The 24,173-nt window shown below is 65.5% G+C and carries 17 protein-coding genes and 1 riboswitch; all 17 genes read left to right on the top strand.

From position 1 onward, the window contains the following. Positions 1-188 precede the first annotated feature (188 nt). The 17 genes from CR152_RS27610 (at position 189) to cobI (ending at position 24,173) form a co-directional block, all read left to right on the top strand. On the top strand, positions 189-1,757 hold the full coding sequence (locus tag CR152_RS27610; protein ID WP_099880344.1) for a DUF2138 family protein: 1,569 nt from the start codon (positions 189-191) through the stop codon (positions 1,755-1,757). Next, positions 1,757-2,422 (top strand): DUF1175 domain-containing protein, encoded by a 666-nt coding sequence (locus CR152_RS27605; RefSeq protein WP_229413656.1) that lies wholly within the window; start codon positions 1,757-1,759, stop codon positions 2,420-2,422. The genes CR152_RS27610 and CR152_RS27605 overlap by 1 nt, the downstream gene beginning before the upstream one ends. Beyond that, the gene (locus CR152_RS27600; RefSeq protein ID WP_099880341.1) at positions 2,419-7,002 is read left to right on the top strand and encodes an alpha-2-macroglobulin family protein; all 4,584 of its coding nucleotides are present in this window, start codon (positions 2,419-2,421) and stop codon (positions 7,000-7,002) included. Before CR152_RS27605 ends, CR152_RS27600 begins: the two co-directional genes overlap by 4 nt. Beyond that, on the top strand, positions 7,002-8,699 hold the full coding sequence (locus CR152_RS27595; protein WP_099880339.1) for a DUF2300 domain-containing protein: 1,698 nt from the start codon (positions 7,002-7,004) through the stop codon (positions 8,697-8,699). The genes CR152_RS27600 and CR152_RS27595 overlap by 1 nt, the downstream gene beginning before the upstream one ends. A 17-nt stretch (positions 8,700-8,716) precedes the next feature. Then, positions 8,717-9,469, top strand: coding sequence for a YfaP family protein (locus tag CR152_RS27590; protein ID WP_229413654.1), 753 nt, complete (start codon positions 8,717-8,719; stop codon positions 9,467-9,469). Positions 9,470-9,615: 146 nt separating this feature from the next. Beyond that, positions 9,616-11,286, top strand: coding sequence for an outer membrane protein assembly factor BamB family protein (locus CR152_RS27585; RefSeq protein ID WP_157778772.1), 1,671 nt, complete (start codon positions 9,616-9,618; stop codon positions 11,284-11,286). Positions 11,287-11,378: 92 nt separating this feature from the next. After that, complete coding sequence (locus CR152_RS27580) at positions 11,379-11,897, top strand: hypothetical protein (RefSeq protein ID WP_157778771.1); 519 nt, start codon at positions 11,379-11,381, stop codon at positions 11,895-11,897. 55 nt (positions 11,898-11,952) lie between these two features. Beyond that, entirely contained in the window at positions 11,953-12,321 is a 369-nt protein-coding gene (locus CR152_RS27575) for a hypothetical protein (RefSeq protein WP_099880333.1), read from the top strand. 66 nt (positions 12,322-12,387) lie between these two features. After that, a riboswitch (cobalamin riboswitch) is annotated at positions 12,388-12,618 on the top strand. Between the two features lie 151 nt (positions 12,619-12,769). Next, positions 12,770-12,967, top strand: a complete 198-nt coding sequence (locus CR152_RS27570) for a CbtB domain-containing protein (protein WP_099880332.1) — start codon at positions 12,770-12,772, stop codon at positions 12,965-12,967. Further along, positions 12,958-13,737 carry a CbtA family protein gene (locus CR152_RS27565; RefSeq protein WP_099880330.1) on the top strand — a complete coding sequence of 260 codons (780 nt, stop codon included), beginning with the start codon at positions 12,958-12,960 and terminating at the stop codon, positions 13,735-13,737. The genes CR152_RS27570 and CR152_RS27565 overlap by 10 nt, the downstream gene beginning before the upstream one ends. A 3-nt stretch (positions 13,738-13,740) precedes the next feature. Beyond that, positions 13,741-14,079 carry a (2Fe-2S) ferredoxin domain-containing protein gene (locus CR152_RS27560; protein ID WP_099880329.1) on the top strand — a complete coding sequence of 113 codons (339 nt, stop codon included), beginning with the start codon at positions 13,741-13,743 and terminating at the stop codon, positions 14,077-14,079. Then, the gene (locus tag CR152_RS27555) at positions 14,066-18,130 is read left to right on the top strand and encodes a cobaltochelatase subunit CobN (RefSeq protein ID WP_099880327.1); all 4,065 of its coding nucleotides are present in this window, start codon (positions 14,066-14,068) and stop codon (positions 18,128-18,130) included. The genes CR152_RS27560 and CR152_RS27555 overlap by 14 nt, the downstream gene beginning before the upstream one ends. A 1-nt stretch (position 18,131) precedes the next feature. Continuing rightward, positions 18,132-20,024 (top strand): magnesium chelatase subunit D family protein, encoded by a 1,893-nt coding sequence (locus CR152_RS27550; RefSeq protein ID WP_099880325.1) that lies wholly within the window; start codon positions 18,132-18,134, stop codon positions 20,022-20,024. Positions 20,025-20,052: 28 nt separating this feature from the next. Beyond that, on the top strand, positions 20,053-20,757 hold the full coding sequence (locus CR152_RS27545) for a cobalt-precorrin-7 (C(5))-methyltransferase (protein WP_099880323.1): 705 nt from the start codon (positions 20,053-20,055) through the stop codon (positions 20,755-20,757). After that, positions 20,754-22,316, top strand: a complete 1,563-nt coding sequence (locus CR152_RS27540) for a precorrin-8X methylmutase (protein ID WP_099880321.1) — start codon at positions 20,754-20,756, stop codon at positions 22,314-22,316. Before CR152_RS27545 ends, CR152_RS27540 begins: the two co-directional genes overlap by 4 nt. Continuing rightward, positions 22,303-23,451: a cobalt-precorrin-5B (C(1))-methyltransferase CbiD gene (gene cbiD / locus CR152_RS27535; RefSeq protein WP_099880319.1), complete on the top strand. Its 1,149-nt coding sequence runs from the start codon at positions 22,303-22,305 to the stop codon at positions 23,449-23,451. Before CR152_RS27540 ends, cbiD begins: the two co-directional genes overlap by 14 nt. Then, complete coding sequence (gene cobI, locus CR152_RS27530) at positions 23,448-24,173, top strand: precorrin-2 C(20)-methyltransferase (protein WP_099880317.1); 726 nt, start codon at positions 23,448-23,450, stop codon at positions 24,171-24,173. Before cbiD ends, cobI begins: the two co-directional genes overlap by 4 nt.

Here is a 24,173-nt window from a genome sequence, read left to right as displayed (position 1 = left end):
CGTGCTCCTCCTGGCAAGTTCGCCGGGGCAGGGTGCGTTTCCTCACGCGCTGTCTCTGAAAACTCACGACACGGTGGTAACGCATCGCCTCCCGGAATGTTTACTTTCTTCCGTGACATGAAAATGGTACCCTACGCTATTATGCGAAAAACATCATTGCGGCTGCCGCCAGTCATCATCCACACACTATGAACAAGAAAAAGTTGGGAATCATCGCCGCTGGCGCCGCCCTGTGCGCTGCCGCCGTGGCCGGTTACGCCATGTTCGGCTGGAAGCGCCTGGCCCATGGGCAGGGCCTGAACCTGGACCTGTCGCAGCCCGATGCGCTGATCGTCACCCGGAGCCTGTCTTCGCTGCCGCGCGACCTGCTCACCATTCCGCTGGCGCGCGACGTGCTGCGCGAAGATTTCGTGTTTTATTACGAGCAGAATGGCGACAAACTCGGCCTGGAAGGCACCCTGCGCCGCATCGCCTACGAACATGAACTGGGCTGGGGCGACCAGATGATCCGCACGGTGCTCGACGAACCGGCCGACGTGGCCCTGTGGCGTGAGGAAGATGGCTCGCTCAAGTACTTCGCCATCGCCGTCTCGCGCAACAGCATGACGCGCATGCTCGAACAGGCCGGCAAGGTCGCGCTCAAGGACACGCAGATGAAGCTGGCCGGCGAAATCCGGGTCGATGGCGACAAGGTGCCGGTGTACTCGCTCAATTACGCCCACAAGCGCACCTTGCTGATCGCCGCGCGCGGCACGCGCATGGTGATCCTGTCCGACCCGGGCATGGTGTTCGGCACCGACGGCAAGGCAGACGGCAAGGCCGAAACGACAGTGGCCGGCCTGCTGGCAGCCGATCCGAAGAAGCAGCAGGCGTTCCGCCAGCAGTTCCACCTCGACGCCCAGCCCACCGATGGCCACAGCGTGGCGGTCAAGGCCGACGTGCTGGCCTTCGGCTACCAGCCGTTCTTCGGCGCCCTGGACGCGCTGCGTTTCGATTTCAGCAAAGGCCAGTGGCAGACGCGCGCGCTGGTCGACGCCGGCAAGCTGGCCGCCGGCGGCTACGACAACCGCGCCCTGTGGCCGGTCCTGCCGCACAATCCGGCGGCCTGCTTCGCCTTGCCCGCCAACTGGACCGAAATGAAATCGGTGCTGGGTGACGTTGACGCCTCGGCCCTGACCGAGCAACTGAGCGGCCCGGCCGCGGTCTGCTGGTACGGCAGCTCGCGCCTGTACACGCCGCTGGTGGTGGCTACCCGCAAGGCGGGCGGCAGCGATGAACTGTACGGCACCCTGTTCGCGGCCGCCATCGGCAACAAGAAAAGCGGCGCGGTGCAGAAATCGGCCGGCCCGAATGGCGCTGTTCTTTGGCAGCGCGAAGTCGCAATCGGCATCGGCCCGCAGCATCCGACGCTCGCGGTGAGCGGCCAGACCGTGCTGTTTTCGCCCGACCGCAAGCTGGTCGAGCAGGCGCTGGCCGTGAGCCGCAAGCAGGCGCCGGCGATTGCCGACCGCCTCGCCGATCCATCGCGCACGGTGGGCCTGATCGCGCCGGCGTCGCTGGCGGAATTGATCCGCAAGGAAGCCTTCGATGCGCTGCCGTCCACGCGCGAGCCGGTCCTGCGCGCCGCGGCCGACGCGCACCTGGTGCCGCGCCTGAACGCGCTCAAAAAATATCCGCCGTACCGGCTGGTGCTTAAGTCGCTGCCCGCCAGCGGCGTGAGCTGGCAGCCGCTGGAATGGCAGGCGCTGGAGAAGTGATGACAGTCACCCGCCGCCAATTGCTTGGCCTTGCCGCCGGCTGCGCCGTACTGCCCTGGGCGCGCGCGCTTACCAGCGCGCCGCTGCCCGACATGCCTGCGTATCTGTCGAAGGCGCAGAGCCGTGCTTTCCAGGCCTGGATGCTGCGCATCGTGAGCGCCCAGATGGAGCAGGGCCCGTCGCCGCGCTGGCAGCACCGCGACTGCGCGGGCCTGGTGCGCTTTGCCGTGAACGAGGCGCTGACCGTGCACGACGCCAAATGGATGCGCGCCAACGGCATCGGCAGCAACGGCCAGCTGCCGCCCGAACTCGAACTCACGCCGGCCCAGCAAGTCCTGCGCAACCGCTGGGTGCAGACCGGCGGCACGGTCGGGCACTACGTCTCCGCTATCGGCCTGGTTCAAAACAACAGCCGCTTCATCGGGCGCGACCTGAATCAGGCGCAGCCAGGCGACCTGCTGTTTTTCGACCAGGGCGACGAACACCATCTGATGGTGTGGATGGGCGCGCGCATCGCCTACCACACCGGCACCGTCACACCGAACGACAACGGACTGCGTACCGTTGATGTACAACAACTCAAAACCTGGAAGGACACGCGGTGGCAACCAGCGGTCGACAATCCCAACTTTGCCGGCATGTTCCGGCTGGCGTTTTTAACATGAACAATCCAATCACACGCGCCCTGGCGCTGCTGGTGCTGCTGTGCGGCCTGATGCCTGCGCTCGCGCCAGCCCAGGAAACCGAAGCGGCCGATGCCAAGCCGGCCGAGGCCAGCACCGTCCCGGGCGGCAGTAACTACACGAGTTTCAAGGGCGAGCCCTTTTTCCTGCTGTCCGACGCGGCCTATGGCAGCGGCGACGTGGCCAAGGTGCGCCTGGAAGTGCCGGGACGCGATTTTGCGCGCTCGAACCTGGAGCAGTACGGCGGTGTCGACGTGCTGGTGTACCGCGTGCCGGAGCCGCTCGAATTCCTGAAGAAGCAGCGCAATCTGCACCGGGTCCAGGTGAACGGCAATTACAGGGGCGAGGGCTTGCTCAACACCCTGACCATGCTGTGGGACCGCTGGTGGAAGCAGTCCCGCATGGCCTGGCGCAAGCTGTTCTCGAGCGACGCGCGCAGCGCCGTTACCAGCGCCCAGCCCAAGCTGGCCACCAGCGAAGCGATCACGCGTCCGGTGCCGTTCCGCCAGCAGCCGCAGTACGAGCCGCTCAAGGGTTTCGACCTGGTCGACCGTTTCCGCTATCCGGTCTGGCAGGCGCAGATCATCAAGCCGCCGGCCGGCCTGAAAATGGAAGGTTCTAGCAGCGAGTTCACCGCCACCAGCGCCGGCAACGTGATGATCCCGGTCGGCCAGCGCAAGCCCGGCCTGTATCTGGTCGAGGCGATCATCGGCGAACATCGCGCCACCACGCTGGTGTTCGTGTCCGATACGATGGCCATCACCAAGGTCTCCGCCAACCAGATGCTGGTGTGGGCCGCGCGCCGCGACAACGGCGCGGCGGTGCCCGATGTCGACGTCACCTGGACCGACGGCAGCGGCGTGCTGCAATCGGGCCGCACGGGCGCCAACGGCGTTGTCTCGCTCGATCGCGGCAGCCCCGAACATACCTATGTGATGGGCGAAGACCGCAGCGGCGGCGTGTTCGTGTCCGAGAATTTTTACTACGACAGCGAAATCTACAACACCAAGGTGTACGCCGTCACCGACCGGCCTCTGTACCGGCCGGGCGATGAAGTGAGCGTCAAATTCATCGGCCGTGAATTTACCGGTGCGCGCGCTTCGCAGGCAGCTGCGAGCGCGCCGCTGTCGCTCACGGTGTTCGATCCGAACGGCACGCCGCTGCTCACGCAGTCGCTGCAACTGAGCGGCGAGACCGGCAGCGATACCCATTTCCGCCTGCCGGGCAACGCCGGCGCGGGCGGCTACGAGCTGCGCTTCACGTACCGCGACACCCAGTATGGCGCGGCCTTCCGCGTGGCCGATTACGTCAAGCCGCACTTCGAGATCAACCTGGTCCCGTCCAAGGCCGACTTCAAGACCGGCGAGGACGTCAAGGGCCGCATCGAACTGCGCTACCCGGACGGCACGCCGGTCGCCAAGGCCAGCCTGTCGCTGACCCTGCGCGCCCAGAAAAACGCCATGGTCGAAGGCGAATTGCGCTACAGCGGCGCATTCCCGGTCGAACTCAAGACCCAGGAACTGGTCAGCGATGGCAAGGGCAATGTCGACTTCGTGCTGCCGCAGGCCAAAGACCCATCGCGCTATATCCTTACCGTGCTGGCGTCGGACGGCGCGGCCTACCGCGTCCGCAGCACGACCGAACTGATGATCGAGCGTTCCGCCAGCCAGTACACGCTCAAGGCGCAGCGCCGCTTCTCGGCCCCCGGCGAGACGGTGCGCTTCGACCTGTCGGCGGACGGTGCGGCCGGCGCCAAGCCAGTGCGCTGGGAGATGATCCAGCTCGAAAAGCAGACCAAAACGGAAGGCGCCTTTGATTCTTCCAAATCGACCTGGGATGTCAACTTCCCCGCATCCGGCTCCTATCAATTGAGCCTGCGCGACGCCCAGAACAATCTGGTGGGCGGTACCAGCCACTGGGTCAGCGGCCAGGGCTTGGCGGCCACGCCGGGCAGCATCGAGATCGTGCTTGACCATGAACGCTACCGCGCCGGCGACACCGCCGAAGCGCTGATCACCTTTGCCGACCCGGTCGAGCAGGCATTGCTGACGCTGGAACGCGACAAGGTCGAACAGGTCGGTCTCTTGAGCGCCGGCGCCGACTGGATCAAACCGGTGCGCGTGGCGCCCAACCAGTGGCGTGTGCGCATTCCGGTCAAGGACGACTACGGCCCGAATATCACATTCTCGGTGGCGTACACGCGCAAGGGCGATTTCGTATTCCAGAACGCCGGCATTCAAATCGTCGAACCGCGCATCGCGCTGCAGTTCAAGACCGACAAGGAAGTTTACCAACCGGGCGAGAAGGTCACCATCGACGTCACCGCGCAGATGGACGGCAAACCGGTATCGACGCAGGTCACGCTGGGCGTGGTCGACGAAATGATCTATGTGCTGCAGCCGGAAATTGCGCCCGACATCGGCGACTTCTTCTACCACCCGCGCCGCAACAACGTGCGCACCACGGCCAGCCTGTCGTTCATCAGCTACGACCTGGCCGCCGGCCGCAGTGCAGGCGCCCCCGCGCGCCACAACTACAATGAGCGTGGCGTGAAGGTGCTGGAGCGCCCGCGCCGCGACAACGTCGACACGGCCCTGTGGGCGCCCGCCCTCAAGACCGATGCGGAAGGGCGCGCGCGCGTCACCTTCACCATGCCCGATGCGCTGACGCGCTGGCGCATCACCGGCCGCGCAATGGACGCCCAGGGCCGGGTCGGCCAGCGCAGCGCTTACCTGCGCTCCGACAAGAGCTTCTTCGCCAAATGGACCGCGCCGGACTGGATGCGCCAGGGCGACGCGCCGCAGGCGTCGGTAGCGGTGTTCAACCAGACCGCCAGCGAACAGGCCATCGAGGTCACGCTCACCGCCGGCACGGTCATCAAGACCGAGAAGATCACCGCCGGGCGCGGCGTGAACTACGTGCAGTTCCCGCTGGCCGCGGTAACTGGTCCGATGCGGCTTGAAGTCAGGCAGGGCGGCAAGGTGGTCGATTCGCTCGATACCGACGTGCAGGCGCTGCCTGCCGCGTGGAGCAGCCCGCGCACCTTGAGCGTACCGCTCACCGGCGCTACGGTGCCGGTCAGCCTGCCGGCGGACGCGCGCAATATCCGCGTTTCGTTCGCCAGCGGCGCGGCCAGCCACTTCGCGCGCATTGCCGACGATCTGATCGAGTATCCGTACGGCTGCGTCGAGCAAACGTCGAGCCGTCTGATTCCGCTGGCGCTGGGTTTGCAGAACCTGGGCCCCGAAGCGGGTCCGGTCCAGCTGCGTCTACTGAACACCCTGCAGGCGCAGCGCCTGCGGCTGGTGTCGATGGCTGGTCCCGAGGCGCAATTCGGCTGGTGGGGCAACGCCACGGCCGGCAATTCGCTGATGACGGCCTACGCCTATTACGCCGACTGGTACGCGGCGCGCGCGCTGCGCATCGAGATGCCGCCAGAGCACTGGCAAGGCTTGCTGGCCATGTACGGCAAGGAGGGTCTGAAGGAACCGGTGCTGCACCGCGCGCTGACCTTGTGGCTGGCGCAGGAAATGGGCTTGCCCGTCAAGACGCTGGCATCGGGCCTGGCCGACGAACTGGTGAAAACGAAGCTCGACGCCAAATCGGCGGCGCTGGCGCCGACCAGCAGCATGCTGCTCACCGCGGAAAGCGGCAACTCCCAGGCGCTGACGCTGGCGCTGCTGTCGGTGATCGCCGCTAACGATGGCGTGGCCGTTGCGCCCGAACTGCAGGAGCAGATCGGCGCCGCCTGGACCACGCTGCGCCCCAATCCGGCGCCGCTGGCGCAAGCCTTGCTGATGCTGGGCGGGCAGCTGCCGGCCAGCCAGGCCGACGCCGTGCTGGGGGCAGTACGCTCCGACATGGCGACGTTGGACCGCGCACTGACGCTGGTGTGGGTGCAAAAGAAGCTGGGCGGCCCGCCGGCGGCGAAAGACGCCGGCATCGCCCTGGCGGGAACGTGGCAGAAGGGCGCCAGCCCGCTGGGGCAGGCCTTGTTCCGCTGGCAGTCGGCCAAGGGGGTGCCGACCCAGTTGCAACTGGCAGAAGCACCGCCGGCCAATACCGTCGCCATCATCCAGTACGAAAGCCGCGCGGCCGAAGTGCATGCGCTGCCGGTGCGGATCGAGCGGCGCCTGATGCGCATGGAGCAGAAAGACAAGGACTTCACGCCGGTGCCGGTCAAGAACGGTGAGGTCCTGCGCACCGACGCGTTGTACATGGATGAAATCACGCTCACACCAGCCGCCGGCGCAAAATATCGCTATGGTTTGCTGGAAGTGGCGCTGCCGCCCGGCGCCTCGGTCGAAGCTACCACCTGGGGCATGACGCTCGCGGGCGCGAAGAAGGAACCGCTGGAAGGCGCGCGCCATGAGTCGCGGCGCGAAGGCTACGTGGTGCCGGTCGAGCCGCTTGCCGAACCGCTCAGGGTCCGCCACCTGCTGCGGTTCGCGCAAAAAGGCAGTTACGTGCTGCCGCCCGCGCGCTACTACCGCATGTACCAGCCCGAAAACAAGGCGCTGGAAGGCGAGGGCAAGACCATGCGCACGCTGCAGGTCGAGTAATGGCGCCACGGCTGTCACGCTGCTGGGCGCTGGTGCTGGCGATTTCCGCGCCGCTGGCGCAGGCCGCCACGCTCGACGTTGCGTGGTGGCGCGACGGCCAGTTGACGGCGCTGCAGCTCGACGAGAACGGCGCCAGCCGCCGCGCCGCCTTCGATGGCGCGCGCCAGGTCCCGCTGGGCAGCCTGTGGAAGCTGTTCGTGTATGTGTACGCGATCGACAAAAAAGTCGCTACGCCGGACTACACCTGCGGCGGCCAAAAGAACGAGGAAGTGTATTGCTGCACCGCCGGCAAAAGCATCGGGCGCGATCTGGCGCTGGCGCAGTCGTGCGGCCTGTTCTTCTCGCCGGCGCGCCTGATGCTCACGCGCCGTCCGTGGCAGCAGTACTGGACCGAGCGGCTGGGACGCGCTCCCGTAGGCGAATACGGCTGGCTTGCCCATCCGTCGGACCTTACGCCCGAGCGCCTGGTCAGCCTGCGCAGCCTGATGGTGGCGCTGGCCGGCATTCCGGCCGCCAGCCGGGCGCAGGCCGAATCGGCGCTGCTGCACGTGGTGCTGGGCGCACGTGGCGTCAACACGGCCAGCTGGTTCGGCAGCCGCCTGCGCGTAAAGACTTACTCGTGGCACCATCCGCAGCGCACTACCGAGCGCCTGGGTGGCGCGGCCGGCTGGCTGGCCGACGGCACGCCGCTCTGGTTCGGCGGCGCCGATACCAGCAGCCGCATTCTGGAAAGGTGGGCGCCGCGCCTGGCGACTGCCTTGCCGGCGGCGGCGCCGCGCGCTGACGCGGGCTGCGTGGTGGTCGACTACTTCGCGCGCTATCCGATCAGGAGCGTGGCTGCCGGGCCGGTCGCCGCCGTGTCGGGACTGTTGAACGGTCCTTACCAGGTGCGTTTCGAGAACGGCCGCAGCCTGGCGTTTTTCAGCCAGGGCGACATGGTGCTGGCGCGCGACCCAGAGGGCCGCATACGGCTGACGGGGCGCTTCGGCGTCAACGACTACGTGGCGCGCGTGATCGACCGCGAGGGCGGCACGGCGGCGCCGGAGGCAGCCAAGGCGCTGGCGGTGGCGGCGCGCACCTACCTGCAGCAGAACGCGCAGTGGGCCGAGGGCTGCCAGCGCATTGCCGACAGCAGCGCGACGCAGCGCGTCAGTCCGCAGCCGGCCAGCGTGGACGCGCGCGCCATCGCCAACTGGACCGACCAGCTGGTGCTGTCCGGCGTGAATGTGCGCTATCACGCCGATACGGCCTCGAAAGATACGATGGCGTGGAACCAGGCCGTGGCCCAGGCGGGGCAGGGGATGCGCTTCGATGCGATCCTGGCGTCGGCCTATCCGCGTGCCGACCTGACCACGCTTTCGGGTGGCGACTCGCAGCAGTGCGTGCGCCTGCCCGGCGCCGAAGCGTGGCTGGCGCGCGAACTGCCGCAGTGGGAACGCGTCCTGCGCAAGGAGGCGGGCTACGAAACGCCGCTTGAGCTGCCGGCGGTATGCCATCTGGCGCGCGGCACGCCGTATTCGGAGCAGTCGCGCAACCGGATTTATGTGCGCGCTCTGTCCAGCCGCGAAGACCGCATCACCCTGGCGCACGAATTCCTGCATCTGGGTCTGCGCAATCACCCGCGCGGGCAGGATGAAGCCCTGGTCGAGCGGCTGGCACGGCGCCTTGTCGATACTCGCCTCGAAGCGAGTCAATGAATAACACGAACCTGATCATGAAAATATTGTTGATACCCGCACTGATGCTGTCCGCCACCGCCCTGGCACAGGTGAAGATTGATTCGCCCAACAGCGGCTGGCGCAATTCCAAGGGTGCCAAGGAAGCGTACACGCAGGACGTGAATTATCCGGCGGCGTCGGTCAGCGTGCAGGACGGGCAGAGCCCGACGGCCGAAATCCGCGGACGCATCGCCGCCAAGGGCAAGGACAAACCGGCCACGCTGGTGGTGAACGGCGTGGCGATGCCGATGGCGGTCCAGGAAGACGGCAGCTTCGCGCGGCCGTACGCCTTCGGGCGCGGCTCGAACAGCGTGGAAGTGCGCTCGCCCGACGGCAAGGCGCGCAGCCGCAGCCAGTTCCTCGATTCGTACGCCGGCAAGACCCAGTCGCGCGTGCGCGTGGTGCTGTCGTGGGACAGTCCCGGCACCGATGTCGACCTGCACGTGGTCGCCCCCGACGGCGGCCACTCGTGGTACGGCAACCGCGTCATGCCCAACGGCGGCGCGCTCGATGTCGACGTCACGACCGGTTACGGCCCGGAGATCTTTTCCAGCGCCGCACCGCCGAAGGGGAACTACCACGTCTACGTGAACTACTACGGGGCCGGCCAGGAAACCGGCATCCTGACGGTGGCGCAGGTAGCCATCATCACCAATGAAAATTCACCGAACGAGCGCCAGGAAGTGGTCCGTGTGCCGCTGCGCGCGCCGGGCGAGCTGACCTTGGTCAAGTCGTTCGTGTATCCCTGATTCCAGCCAGGGTAAACATGGATTTTGTCCAACGTCATAACCACAAAATAGTTCAATTTATTAATATATATTAATATTTAGCATTAAAATGACAGATTCGGAAAGATCTTGCTGTACTATGCGAGACTTTTGTTGAAACTATGATCATGAATAATATCAAGCGTGGAATGGCGATGTTCCTCGGAACTAGTATGCTGTTTGGCTGCGGCGGCGGCGGCGGCGGCGGCGGCGGCGGCGGCGGTACCAGCGGCAATGGCAGTGGTCCGACAGGCAATCCCTGGCTCCAGCTCAATCCCGCAACGATCAACCTGACCGTCGACGAAGGCTCGACCGTCTCGTTTAATGTCAAGGCCAGGGTGGATAGCCTGCTCGCGACCCCATTCAATATAGGAATTGTCGACCCGAACGGTCTGATTGCTCCCGGCGTCAACGTGACCGCAATCAACAGCTACAACTACGATGCGGCGCTGAATGTCTCAAAAAAGCTTGCTCCCGGCACGCACAGCACACAGCTCGAGATTCGCGTGTGCGAGGACGATCCTGTCGAGTGCCGCAAACCGGTCAATGGCTCGCCCTGGCATCTTCCAATGACGGTGGTCGTGAAGCCTTGGAGTAACTCAACGGCCCTGACGGATCTGCCGCTGCTGGGTGCATGGAACACCGATGGCGATGCGCGTCACAACACGTATGTGCCTGCGCGCTTTGAACCGGCAAACTTTTCACGGCGCTGGATTCACCAATATAGCGCCCAGCCTAGTGCGCTTACGGTGACGGGCAGCGCCCATGACAATGGCATCGCCTTCGTCCTCATCAGCAATGGGGAACGCGGCATCTTCACCGTGCGGGCCGTGGATGAGTCAAGCGGTGCCATGCTGTGGGAAAAACGTCTTTCCGGAACAATGTCCTACCGTTTGGAGCCGGTAGTTGCGAACGGTAAGGTTTTTGTCGGTTCCAATCTGTATTCTGGGGTGCTTGGCCAGATTCCGACTGGCACCGTCCGCGTCTTCGATCAAAAAAATGGGAATCTACTTCATGAAATTACCGGGGACGAGCTCGGGCGCTTGAACGCGATCGTGACTGTGGGCGACGGCATCTTCGCCCACGGTGATAACGGCAGCGATCACAGCATCCGAAAAATCAGCGTGGTGACCGGGCGGACGGAGTGGCGGACCGCTGTTGCAGGCGTACCAGTCCAGCCGCAGCTATCTGGCTTGTTGTCGCCGGCCCGTGCCCTCGCGGCCGATCAGCAGCACGTGTACCTCTCTTACGAAAGCAATTTTGCCGTGCTCAAACTCTTGGACGGCAGCGTCGCTGGCGCTGGATTGGGCGCTGGAGGGTGCGGCCCGTGGCCCGGTTCTTCCATCTTGGCCGATGCCGCTGGCATACTTTACGGCCGGTGTACGTTGGGGGGATTCGTCTCGCGTTTCGCTTTCGACACTGTTAAAAATAGTTACCGCTGGCGCGGTGGTGACCCGGGGACGTCGAACAATGCGGCAGCGGCCGGCTTGATGTATTCGGTGAGCGGCAGCCGGTTGGATGCCACAAACATGTCCGATGGCCGCAACGCCTGGTCACTCGAACTGGGTACGAAAGAGATGCCGATGACGAACTCCCATCATGTGGTGTTGACGGACAACCTTCTGTTCGTCAGCAATACCGATGCGACCATGGCGGTCGACCTGGCGACGCGCAAGGTGGTGTGGAGTTTCGGTCATGGCGGCACCCTGGCGATCTCATCAAAAGGTTTGCTGTTCGTCGGCGGTAATTACGGTAACCCGGGCGAAGCAACAGCGCTGGTCGCGGTCAACTTGCGCTAAGAGTCAACAAGCGTTCAACAGGGGCGGGTGATCACGAGGTCGCCCGCCCCTTTGTTCATTCAGGCGCGCTTGGGGCGACAGAATTAACCGTCATGCATAATATGGATTGCTTTGCCATGCTGCGAAAAACAACGCTCGTCATCGGCGCTTTGACAGTTTTTGAACGGCATGTAAAACTGTCGACAGGAAATACGATCCTGGCTGCGCACGACCGCGACAGCCGTTCTGACGAAATGGGAGTGCAAGTGAGTACTGCAGCATGGATCTACGAGGCCAGCATCGTTATCAGGAACGCCAGGCAACCGGCGGCGTTTAGCGCGATTCGCACATCGTTTGAAGGTTGCGACTCCTTTTTCGCCGAGCGCGCGCGCGCGGAACGCGATTTCCCGGCATTCCTTGAGTCGATCGGCTTCACCAGTCAGCGCCAGGAAGGCGCGCTGCTGATCGACGGCGGCGACATCGACATCATCACCAATTGGCTCATTCGCCTGTTCGACACGCTCGGGCCCTTCGTCGAAGCCGGCGGCGTGCTGGAGATCCGCGATGAAGAGGGCGAGCAGATGACCTTCTGCTACAACGGCGAGCAAATGGATATCGAATTCAGCGAGTAAGGTAGCGCGGCTTCATGCTACATTGGCACCCCTGAAATTTGAAGGAGTGTCACCCATGCCACCCAATCCCAGCATCGCCTCGATCCGCGCCGGCCTGCTCGACGAGATGGCTGCCTACATGGAGCGCTGCGCCGAAGATCCGGACAGCGAGCCCCCGTACGGCAAGGCCGAGATCGACGAGTGCGCGCGAATCCTCGACGCTTACGCCGCCGCCATCGACAACCTTCCCAAGCCTGCCGACCGCGCAGCGATCATGAAAGAAGTTGAACGCGTCGTCGTGGCTCTCAATGAGTTCGATGACCGTGCCGGCGGCGTGATCGAGACCGAAGAGCGCGAAAGACTGTGCGACATTATCTACCTGATCGCCAAGGATGCCGGCCTGGAAGCCGACGAAGACATCACCGAACAATGGCGCGACTGGTAAATTCGCCCGCCGCGCACACGCCGGCCCGCGCAACCTTGCAATTTATATAGTCCAGACCTATACTTCGCCGGTAGTCAAGCTTCTGGTTCTGGCAAACGATCGTTTGCCGGATTAAATGGGAAGCCGGTGCGCCCTCTCAACGGGGGGCAAAGCCGGCGCTGCCCCCGCAACGGTAAGCGAGTCAAGGATGTGCATCACGCCACTGTGCCTAGTCAGCATGGGAAGGCGCATATCCGGGAAGGGTTTATTGCCCCGCCACTCGCCAGCCCGGAAACCAGCCGAAGCGGTAAGTCGTTTGTATCGCGGAGGGCGATCCAGGTGGATCGCTGCGTTCCGCACCCCCATCTCACGTTCCTTCTCCCCGTACAAGCCCCGGTTGCCGGACAAGGCAAGACGCGCGCGTCTGCATTTGCCTGGCTTTATGCGAAATGCTTTAGGAAGGAATGCCATGTCGCCGATCCGTAGCTTCATCACCACCGCCGATGAACAAGTCCCGTTTGTCTCCGTCAAAGAGCGCATTGTGCAGGCCATGTGCGCCGCCAGCCTTGGCATCGTGCTGCTGTACGGTGCCGGTTTCGCCTCGATGGAAGCGCTGCACAACGCGGCGCATGACAGCCGCCACTCGGCCGGCTTCCCATGCCACTGATCCGCACCGCGCCCGCGGCAAGCCTGGGCACCTTCAACCGCATCATTGCCAGCGCGGCGGCGGCCGGCATCCTGGCCGGCCTGCTGCTGACCGGCGTGCAGCAGCTGCAAGTGGCGCCCATCATCTTGCAGGCGGAGGTGTTCGAGAGCGCCGCGCCGAAGGCACTGGAGCAGGCCGCGCCGCACAGCCACGCCGACGCCACGCCGCACGAGCATAGTCACGATGCAAAGCCGCACGAGCACGCGGAAGAGGGCGCCCATGAACACGGCGGCTGGCAGCCGGACGACGGCTTTGAACGCACCTTCTACACGGCGGTGGCCAACATCAGCGCCGGCGTCGGCTTCGCGCTGCTGCTGGCAGCGGCAATCAGCCTGCATGGCGGCGCAAGCGGCTGGCGCGTGGGCCTGCTGTGGGGCGCGGCCGGCTACACGGTCTTTTTCGTGGCGCCCTCGGTCGGCCTGCCGCCCGAGCTGCCGGGCACCGTCGCGGCGCCGCTGCTGGCGCGCCAGTTGTGGTGGACCGCCACCGTCATGGCCAGCGCAGGCGGGCTGGCGCTGCTGGTCTTCGCCAAAAACTGGCCGCTCAGGATCGCCGGCGCCTTGCTGCTGTTCGTGCCGCATCTGGTCGGTTCGCCCCAGCCGAAAATTCATTCGAGCAGCGCACCGCCCGAGCTGGCGCTGAGCTTCCTGTACGCGACCTTGCTGGCCAATGCCGTCTTCTGGGTGGCCATGGGCGCGCTGGCGGGCTACTTCTACAAGAAATTCGGCTGACCGATGCGCACCCATGACCGGCACGTGTTCATGTGCGTCGGCCCGCGCTGCACCGAAAACGGCGTGCAGGCGCAGGCCGTGTTCGAACACATGGGGCGCGAGATCGACGCCCATCCGGACCTCTGCGTCAAGCGCACCCGCACGCACTGCATGGTCGCGTGCCGCAATGAAGGGCCGATCGTGGTGGTGTACCCGGAAGGCGTGTGGTACCGGCGCGTCGACGAAGCGGCAGCAGGGCGCATCGTCGCCGAGCACCTGATCGGCGGCGCCGAAGTGAGCGACCTGATTTTCCATCGCATCGGCGAAGGCGACACAATTGTGGCGGACCATGACATCACCTGATTTTCCTCAAGGCCCGGCGCACATCGCGCTGCTTACCCATGCATCGAACGACCTGACGGTCCTGCACCACGCAGTGAGCCAGCTGCCGCCGGAGTTCCGCGCGGTGGCGGGCGTAAGCTTGCAGGGACTCGACGCCGACGGCGGCGCCACGACGCTGCTCTCGCGCGAGGTGCAGGGCGCGCGCATCATCATCCTGCGCGTGCTGGGCCGTCTCGGCAGCGTGCCCGGTTTTGCCGATCTGGTAAGCCACGCACGCCGCCACGGCCAGCACCTGATTGCGATCAGCGGCACGGGCGAGCCCGATCCCGAGCTGGCCGCGGTTTCGACCGTCGCTCCCGATGTGCTGCAACAGACACTGAACTACTTTCATTGCGGCGGCAGCGGCAATCTGGCGCAATTGCTGCGCTATTTGTCCGACCATCTGCTGCTTACCGGTTTTGGCTACGAGAGCGCGCTGCCGCTGCCCGAACACGGCATTTATCATCCTGACCTGGCGCAGGGCGCCGGCATCGACGACTGGCTGGCGCTGCGCAAACCTGACGCGCCGAGTGCCGGCATCGTGTTTTACCGCGCGCATTGGATGAGCGGGAACACGCGCTTCATCGATGCGCTGCTGGACGCACTGGAAAAGCGCGGCATGAACGTGCTGCCGGTGTTTACCGCCTCGCTGCGCAGCGGCGCCGGCGCCGGGGCACTGCCCGACGCGCTGCGCTACTTCAGCGACGCGCGCGGCGTGCATATCGATGTGCTGATCAACACCACCTCGTTCGCGATGGGCGAGATCACGCCGGGTGGACCCACGCCTGCCGGATGGTCGGTCGGCGTACTGGAAACGCTGAACGTGCCGGTGCTGCAGGCCATTACCAGCGGCATGACGCTGCCGCAGTGGGAGCAGTCCGCGCGCGGGCTTAATCCGCTCGACACGGCCATGAACGTGGTGCTGCCGGAATTTGACGGGCGCATCATCACCGCGCCGGTGTCGTTCAAGTCGCGCGCGGCCGGTTTACAGGGCGACGCGGTCGAATACGAACCGGTGCCGGACCGCGTGGCGCGCGTGGCTGGCATCGCAGCGCGCTTCGCACGCCTCAAGCACGTGCCGAACGCCGAGAAGCGCGTCGCATTCATGTTCACCAATTCGAGCAGCAAGGCTTCGCAGATCGGTAACGCGGTCGGGCTGGATGCCCCGGCATCGCTGATGCGCATTCTCGACGCCATGCGCGCCGCCGGCTACGACGTCGGCCAGCCGCCCGCCGACGGTACCACGCTGATTCACGACCTGGTGGCGCGCTGTTCGTACGACCAGATCTACGTGACAACGGAGCAGTTGCGCAATGCCGCCGGCCGCGTGCCCGCCGCGCAATACGCCACGTGGTTCGCCGAACTCACGCCCGACATGCAGGAAAAGATGAGCTCCCAGTGGGGCGCCGCTCCCGGAGAAGCCTACGTGTGCGACGGCCACCTGGCGCTGGCCGGCATCGAATTGGGTAATACCTTCGTCGCCCTGCAGCCGCCGCGCGGCTACGGCATGGACCCGGATGCGATCTATCACCAGAGCGACCTGCCGCCGACCCATCATTACTATGCGCTGTACCGCTGGCTGCGCGACGTCTGGCGCGCCGACGCCATCGTCCACGTCGGTAAGCACGGCACGATGGAATGGCTGCCCGGTAAAGGGGTGGGACTGTCGCAGAACTGCTTCCCTGACGCCTTGCTCGGCGACCTGCCGCTGTTTTACCCGTTCATCATCAACGACCCGGGCGAGGGTTCGCAGGCCAAGCGCCGCGCGCACGCCGTGGTGGTGGACCACCTGACGCCGCCGATGACCACTGCCGACACCTACGGTGCACTGGCGCAGCTGACGCAGCTGGTCGACGAGTATTATCAGGTCGAAGTGCTGGATCCGGCCAAACTGCCGCTGCTCCAGCAGCAGATATGGGAACTGGTCAAGCAGACCAACCTGAATGCGGACCTGCAGGCGCGCCTGCTGCACCACGACCATGACCATGACCACGATCATGGGCACGGCCATCACCATCATCACGACCATGACCACGATCATGATCATCACCACGAAGAAGACGGCGAACTCCCTGCCGCGCTGGCGTCGATGGGCGGCTCCGACGTGGCTCATCTGATCGAGGACCTCGATGGCTACCTGTGCGAACTGGGTTCGGCCCAGATCCGCGATGGCCTGCACATCCTCGGCGGTGGCCCTGACGCGCAGCAGATGCCGGCCATGCTGGTATCGCTAACGCGCTTGCCCAACCTCGATATTCCGGGCCTGCAGGCCGAAGTGTCGGCGCTGTTCGGCCTGACGATGGACCTGCTGCTGGACCAGAAGGGCCGCCGCATCAATGTCGTGCCTGCACTGGCGCGCCTCGCACAGTGTGCCGTCGTCACGCGTTCGGACGCGCTCGACGCCATCGATGCGCTGTGTCTGCGCCTGTTTACCGAACTGTCGGCACGCGATTACAGGCCGGCCGCCATCGATGAAGTGCTCAACCTCGTCTTCGCCGATATCGACGGGGACGCGGTCGCCGCGCCGCTGCTCCAACCCGCCCAACGCGCAAAGGCGAGCATGCTGTCGCAAATGGGCAAGCCGCGTCCGGCACCGGCGCGCGCGCCTGCCGCTACCGTCAAGCCAGCATTGAATCGCTTTGACGCGCTGCGCAAGGTGCTCGGTTTCGCCTGCATCCAGCTGGTACCAAACCTGGCGCGCGCTACCGACGAAATCGATAATCTGATCAACGGCCTGTCCGGACAGTATGTACCGGCCGGTCCGAGCGGCTCGCCCACGCGCGGCATGGCGCACATCCTGCCGACCGGGCGCAATTTCTACTCGGTGGACCCGCGCAGCGTGCCGTCGCAATCGGCATGGCGCGTCGGCCTGCAACTGGCACACGAGGTATTGACGCGTCACGAACGCGAAACCGGCGAGTATCCCGAGAGCGTCGCGATTAGCATCTGGGGCACCAGCGCGATGCGTACCCACGGCGACGACGTGGCCCAGATCCTGGCGCTGCTCGGCGTGCGGCCGGTGTGGCGCGCTGAAAGCCGCCAGGTGAGCGGCGTCGAAGTGATCCCGCTCGAAGAACTCAAGCGCCCGCGCATCGACGTCACGACGCGTATCAGCGGCTTTTTCCGCGACGCGTTCCCGCAGTTGATCGATCTGATTGACGACGCTGTCAACACCGTCATCCAGCTGGACGAACCGCTCACCCACAATTTCGTGCGCAAGCACTACCTGGCCGAACTCGGTGGCTGGATCGAACAGGGCCTGACGCAGGAAGAGGGCGCGCGGCGCGCCTCGTACCGCGTGTTCGGCGCCAAGCCGGGCAGCTACGGCGCCGGCATTCTGCCGCTGATCCAGCACAAGAACTGGGAAGCGGACGCCGATTTCGCCGAGGCCTACGTCAACTGGGGCGGCTACGCCTATGCGCGTGGCGAACAGGGCGCCGACCAGCGCGACGCCTTCAAGGTGCGCCTCTCCGGCGTGCAGGTGGCCCTGCACAACCAGGACAACCGCGAACACGATATCTTCGACAGCGACGATTACCTGCAATTCCATGGCGGGATGATCGCCACCATCCGCGCACTGACCGGCCAGCAGCCGCGCCACTATTTCGGCGACAGCCACGACCCGGCGCGGGCGCAGGTGCGCGACCTGAAAGAAGAAACCTTGCGCGTGTTCCGCTCGCGCGTGGTCAATCCCAAATGGCTGGCCAGCATCCAGCGCCACGGCTACAAGGGCGGGCTGGAATTGACGGCCACCGTCGACTACCTGTTCGGCTACGACGCCACGGCGCAGGTAATGGACGACTGGATGTACGAAGACGTGGCCCAGGCCTACGGCTTCGACGACGACATGCAGCGCTTTCTGGAAGAAGCCAATCCGTGGGCGCAGAACGCCATCGCCGAGCGCCTGCTGGAAGCGGCCAGCCGCGGCATGTGGGCCGAGCCGCGCCCGGAAACGCTGGCCAAACTGCGCGAACTGTATCTCGATAGCGAAACCCTGCTCGAAGCACGCGGCGAAACGGCACGTAATGGATAAGATGAAGATCACGAATTTTCCGTTCTCGGCCATCGTCGGCCAGCCCCAGTTGCAGCGTGCGCTGATGCTGTGCGCGGTCGATCCCGGCATGGGCGGTGTGCTGATCCGCGGCGACAAGGGCACCGCCAAGAGCACGGCGGCGCGCGCGTTGGCCGACGTGCTGCCGCAGATCGACACCGTGGCCGGCTGCGCCTACAACTGCAGCGCCGGTGCGGTTTCGGAACACTGCGAGGCTTGCGCCACCGGTACGCCACGCCTGGGGCCCGTGCCCTTTGTGACCCTGCCTCTGGGCGCGACCGAAGACCGGGTGATCGGCAGCGTCGACCTGGCCCGCGCGTTGCAGGGCGGTCAGCGCGTTTTCCAGCCAGGCCTGCTGGCGGCAGCGCACAGGGGCGTGCTGTATATCGATGAAGTCAACCTGCTGGCCGATCACCTGGTCGACGTGCTGCTCGACGTGGCGGCCATGGGCGTCAATTCTGTTCAGCGCGAAGGGCTGTCGATCCGCCACCCGGCGCGTTTCACGCTCGTTGGCACGATGAATCTGGAAGAGGGCGACCTGCGCCCGCAACTGCTGGACCGCTTCGCCCTGATGGTCGAAGTGGCGGCGCCGCGCGACAAGAAGGTGCGCTCGGAAGTGGTACGCCGGCGGATCGCCTTCGAGGCCGATCCGGCCGGTTTCAGCGCAGCGTGGGACGACCAGCAGCAGGCATTGCACCGCCAGCTTGTTGAAGCCCAGCGCCTGCTGCCGCAAGTGACGCTGGATGACGCCATGCTGGACCTGATCAGCCATTTGTGCTGCGAGTTCGAGGTGGCCAGCCTTCGTGCGGACATCGTCATGCACAAAGCATCGCGCGCACTGGCGGCGCTCGACGGACGGTTGCAGGTCACGCCGGCCGACCTGCGCAGCGCGGCCGAACTGGTGCTGCCGCACCGGCGCCGCCGCAAGCCGTTCGAGCAGCCCGGCCTCGATCATGATCGCCTCGATGAACTGATGCGCGAGGCGGCCCCTCCGCCACCGGCGCAGGACGACGCCGGCGAAGCGGAAGATGGCGAGCAAACGCCGTCCGGCGAGCAGGGCGAGGAACAGGTGTTCGCGGCCGCCGCCAGCGCTAGCGCGCCGCGCATCGTGGTCGAATCGACAGCGGGCCACAGCAGCGCGGGCCGCCGCAGCGAGGCGATGGGCGCCGCGCGCGGACGCGTGGTGCGCGCCGTGCCCGACGAAAAGCCGACCAGCATCGCCATCGGCGCGACCTTGCTCAGCGCCGCGACGCGCGAGCCGGGCCACGTACAGGTCACGCGGGCCGACCTGCACCAGCAGATCCGGGTCGGTAAAAGCGCGAACCTGATCCTCTTCGTGGTCGACGCCTCTGGCTCAATGGCCGCGCAGCGCCGCATGGAAGCGGTCAAGGGCGCCGTGCTGGCGTTGCTGACGGACGCCTACCAGCGGCGCGATACGGTGGCCGTGATCTCCTTCCGCGGCCAGTCGGCACATCTGTTGCTGGCGCCGACGGGCAGCGTGGACCGCGCCGAGCAGGGCCTGTCGGAATTGCCGACCGGCGGGCGCACACCCTTGCCGCATGCCCTGCACCTGGCGCTGGAAACGCTTGAAAAATCGGCGCATCGCGCGCCGGCGCTGATGGTGCTGCTCACCGACGGCAAGGCCAATGTGCCGCTGGCCGCCGATGGCGACCCATGGCGCGAATCGCTCGACCTGGCCGGCAAGCTGGCGGAACGTGGCGTGCCGGCGCTGGTGCTCGATACCGAGAGCGGCTATCTGCGCCTTGGACGGGCTGCGCAACTGGCGCAGACCCTGGGCGCCGAGTGCCTGACCCTCGAGCAGCTATCGACCGACAACCTGGCGCTGACGATTCGTGCGCGCCTGGCACCAACCTGACAATACGCATATTTAGGAGCACCTTGACATGATCATTTGCATAGGCGCGGGACCCGGCGACGTCGGCTACCTGACGCAGCGCGGCGCGCAGCTCATTCGCGAGGCCGACGTCGTCGCCGGCTTCGACGCGGTGTTGAACGTGGTCCAAAGCCTGATTCCGGCCGAGGCCCAGGTCATCGGCATGGCTTACCGCGATCAGGTCGCGCAGCTCGACGAAGTGGCGCGCCTGCACCACGCGGGCAAGCGCTGCGTGGTCGTCTTCATGGGAGATATCCATTTCAGCGGCTTCCAGTACCTGGAACGGGTCGAACGCGCGTGCGGCCACCCGGTCGAATCGCTGCCTGGCATTTCGTCGGCCCAGATCCTGGCCTCGCGCGCCAAGGTCTGTTTCGACGAGACGACCTTCATCACCTTCCACCGGCGTGGCGACCTCGATCCCTTCAAGCGCCATCTGGTGCATGTGCTGCAGGACCAGCGCAACGCGATTGTGATTCCGTGTCCGTGGGACGCGGCGCGCTCCTTCATGCCGTGGCATATCGCAGCCTACCTTCTGGAAAACGGCATCTCGCCCGATCATCCGACCGAAGTGTGGGAGAACCTGACACGCGGCGAAGCGGAATGGCATGGCAGCCTGCTGGAATGCGCCAGCCATACCTGTTCCGACATGAGCATCATGCTGATTCGCACGCTCGCGCCGATGGCCAGCCAGATCGAGGCGGCACCCGCACCATGACCCAAACAGAAAAATTCGGCATCGTCGTGGCGGGCCATGGCAGCCGCGATCCCGACGCCGTGCGCGAATTCGAAGCACTGGTCGAACTGGTACGCGCGCGTGCGCCCGACGATATCGTCACGCACGGCTACCTGGAATTCTCCAGCCCGACCATCGCCGAGGCGGTACAAGCCAATTTAGTCACCGGGACGCGCCAGGTGGCGGTGGTGCCCGGCGTGCTGCTGGCCGCCCGCCACGCCAAGAACGACATGCCGGCTGAAGTGCAGGCCATGGCGCGCGACTATCCGGACATCGATTTCCATTTCGGCGCGCCGATGAACCTGCACCCGCAACTGCTGCAACTGGCGCAGGAACGCATCGTCGAAGCGGAGGCCACGTCGCCGCTGACGGTGCGCCGCTCCGACACCTGCCTGGTGCTGGTCGGACGTGGCACCACCGACCCCGACGCCAACGGCGAAGTGGCCAAGCTGGCGCGCATGCTGGAAGAGGGCATGGGCTTCGGCGGCGTGTACGTATGCTATTCGGGCACGGCCACGCCGCTGGTGGCGGACGGCTTGCGCGCCGCGGCCCGCATGGGCTACCAGCGCCTGGTTGTCTTGCCTTTCTTTTTGTTCGACGGCGTACTGGTCAAGCGCATCTACGCGGCCGCCGACGACTTGCGCGAGCGCGAGCCGGGCCTGGAAGTGCTCAAGGCCGGCTACTTCGGCGTGCATTCGCATGTGGCCGACGTGATCATCGAGCGCGCGCGCGAGGCGGTGGCCGGGCGCGCCGCCATGAACTGCTCGCTGTGCAAATACCGCGTGCAGATCGTCGGCTTCGAGCAGCAGGTGGGTGAGCCACAGCAGGCCCACCATCTGGCCGTGCGCGGCTTGCTGGCGCAGGAACCGGCAGTGGTGGCCACGCCAACGTACGCCCCGTACGAGCCGCATCCGATCGAGGCGGAGAGCTTCCAGATCATCGCCGCGGGGCGCGACTGGTCGGGATTCCCGGCATCGCACATGACAATCCTCCAACGGCTGGTGCACACCAGCGGCGACTTCGGGGCCGTGGACGACATGTACTTTTCGCCGGGCGCGGTCGAAAGCGGGATTCTGGCGCTGTTGCGCTGCAAGCGCGTGCTGACCGATGTGACCATGGTGCAGACGGGCCTCAAGCGCCAACTGCTCGAAACACTTGGCATCGACACCTGGTGCGGCGTGCATGACCGCGAAACGCACCTGATGTCGGCGGCGGAAGGCATTACGCGCTCGGCGGCGGGCATCCGGCGCGGTTGGCAAAAATTCGGCAACGACGTGGTGCTGTCGATCGGCGACGCGCCAACGGCCATCGCCGAAGCGGTGCGGCTGATCCGCGACCATGGCTGGCGCCCGCAGCTCGTGATTGGACTACCGGTCGGCTTTGTCGGCACGCGCGAAACCAAGGATGAACTGCGGCGCTGCCTGCAGGTGCCGCGCATTACCAACAGCGGCACGCGCGGCGGGTCGCCGTGGGCGGCGAGCGTGGTCAATGGCCTGATGATTGACGCGCTCAATCAGCTTGCAGGGTATGAAGCACGTTGAACGGGTTCAGTTCGATCTTGCCATCCCGGCGTTAAATGGGCTAAGGCGTGGCCGCACAACAGGCAGTTGCGCCACGGCGGCGGTTAAGGCAGCACTTGGGTTACTGCTGCACGGCGCGCGCGTCGACATGGTCAGGGTCAGCCTGCCCGACGGTGTGCATTATCTCGACGTGCCGGTCCAACTGGTCGATTGGGCCGATAGTGGCGCGGTGCGGGCCGAGGTGCTCAAGGATGGCGGCGACGATCCGGACAATACGCACGGCGCCACCATCTTTGCCGAAGTGCGGCGCAACGATGCGCGTGCGGTGCGCTTTTTCGCCGGGCGCGGCGTGGGCACGGCGACCCGCCCCGGCCTGCGCGTGGCGGTGGGCGAGCCGGCGATCAACCCCGTGCCGCGCCAGATGATGCGGCGCGCGGTGGAAGAAATGCTGGACGACGCCATGGCGGAGCCGCCCGACAGCGGCTTCGACCTGACCATCGGCTGCGAGAACGGGGAAGTCATCGCGCGCAAGACCTTCAACCCGCGCCTGGGCATCGTGGGTGGTATTTCGATACTCGGCACCTCGGGGATCGTCGAGCCGATGTCGCTGTCGACGTGGATTGCCTCGGTCGAAGTGTATGTGCGTGTGGCGCTGGCGGCGAGCACCGAGAGCGTGGCTTACCTGCCCGGCAAGATCGGCCGCGAGTTTGCCAGCGGGGTGCTTGGATTGCCGGACGAACGCTCGGTGCAGATCGCAAATTTTCTCGGCGACGCGCTGGACTTCACCGAAAAGGCGCTGCGGGAGGATAAGCGCGGCCTGGATGTGCTGTGGCTAGCCGGCCACCCCGGCAAGCTGGCCAAGGTGCTCGACGGGTTTTGGGATACGCATTCGAGCAAGAGCAACATGGCAATGGCAGGCGTCGCGCGCGTGGTCGCGCAGATGGGCGGCGATGCGCAACTGGTACAAGATATGGAAAATGCAAACACAGTGGAAGCAGCAATGGAACGTTTAAAGAGTGAGCCTTTCGCCAAAACGGTGTGGATCGAGATCGAGCGCCGCATCGGTGCGCTCGCGCACGCGCGCGTACCGTCGGTCAAGCGCCTCGAAGTGCGCCTGTTCGACCTTGCCGGCAACGCACTCGGGGTGGACGCATGAGCATCGGCACTCTCTGGGGCATCGGTGTCGGCCCGGGCCCGGCCGGCTATCTGCCACTGGCGGCGCTGGACGCGCTGCGCCGCGCCGACCTGATTTACGCGCCGCGCGCGCGCGGGGCCGAGCTGTCGGTCGCGCTGCAGTGCCTGGCCGGGATCGACATCGACCCGGCCAAGCTGCGCGAGATCGAATTCAACATGGACCCGGACCGCTCGGTCCTGAGCGAGCATTACGCGCAACTGGCCGACGCCATCGCGCTTGAACTGCGCGCCGGGCGCGACGTGGCCTACCTGACCATCGGCGATTCGCTGACCTATTCGACCTACGGCTATGTGCTCGCGGCCCTGCGCGCGCGCATTCCGGATCTGCCGCAGCGCACCTTCCCGGGCATTACCAGCTACGCGGCCGCCGCATCGGCGCTGGCGTGGCCGCTGGGGGAGGGCAAGGAACGGGTATTGATCTTGCCATGCCCCGAAACGGCGGAGGAACTGCGCAGCGACATTTTGACGCACGACATCGTGGTGCTGATGAAGGTCGGCGCGCGCCTGGGCTGGGTGCTGGACCTGCTGCGCGAGATGGGCATTGCCGACCACTGCGCCTTCGCGCGCCGCATCGGCCTGCCCGGCGAGCTACTCGCATCAGGCGTCGGCGACCTTGTGGCAAACGATGCGATGGGCTACCTGGCCACCTTGCTGGTGCGCCGTCAACCACGGCAGGAGAGATAA

The organism is Massilia violaceinigra (genome assembly GCF_002752675.1).
Classification (GTDB): domain Bacteria; phylum Pseudomonadota; class Gammaproteobacteria; order Burkholderiales; family Burkholderiaceae_D; genus Telluria_A; species Telluria_A violaceinigra.
Note: the sequence above shows the minus strand (reverse complement) of the source record. Positions and strands in the feature narration are given on the sequence as shown.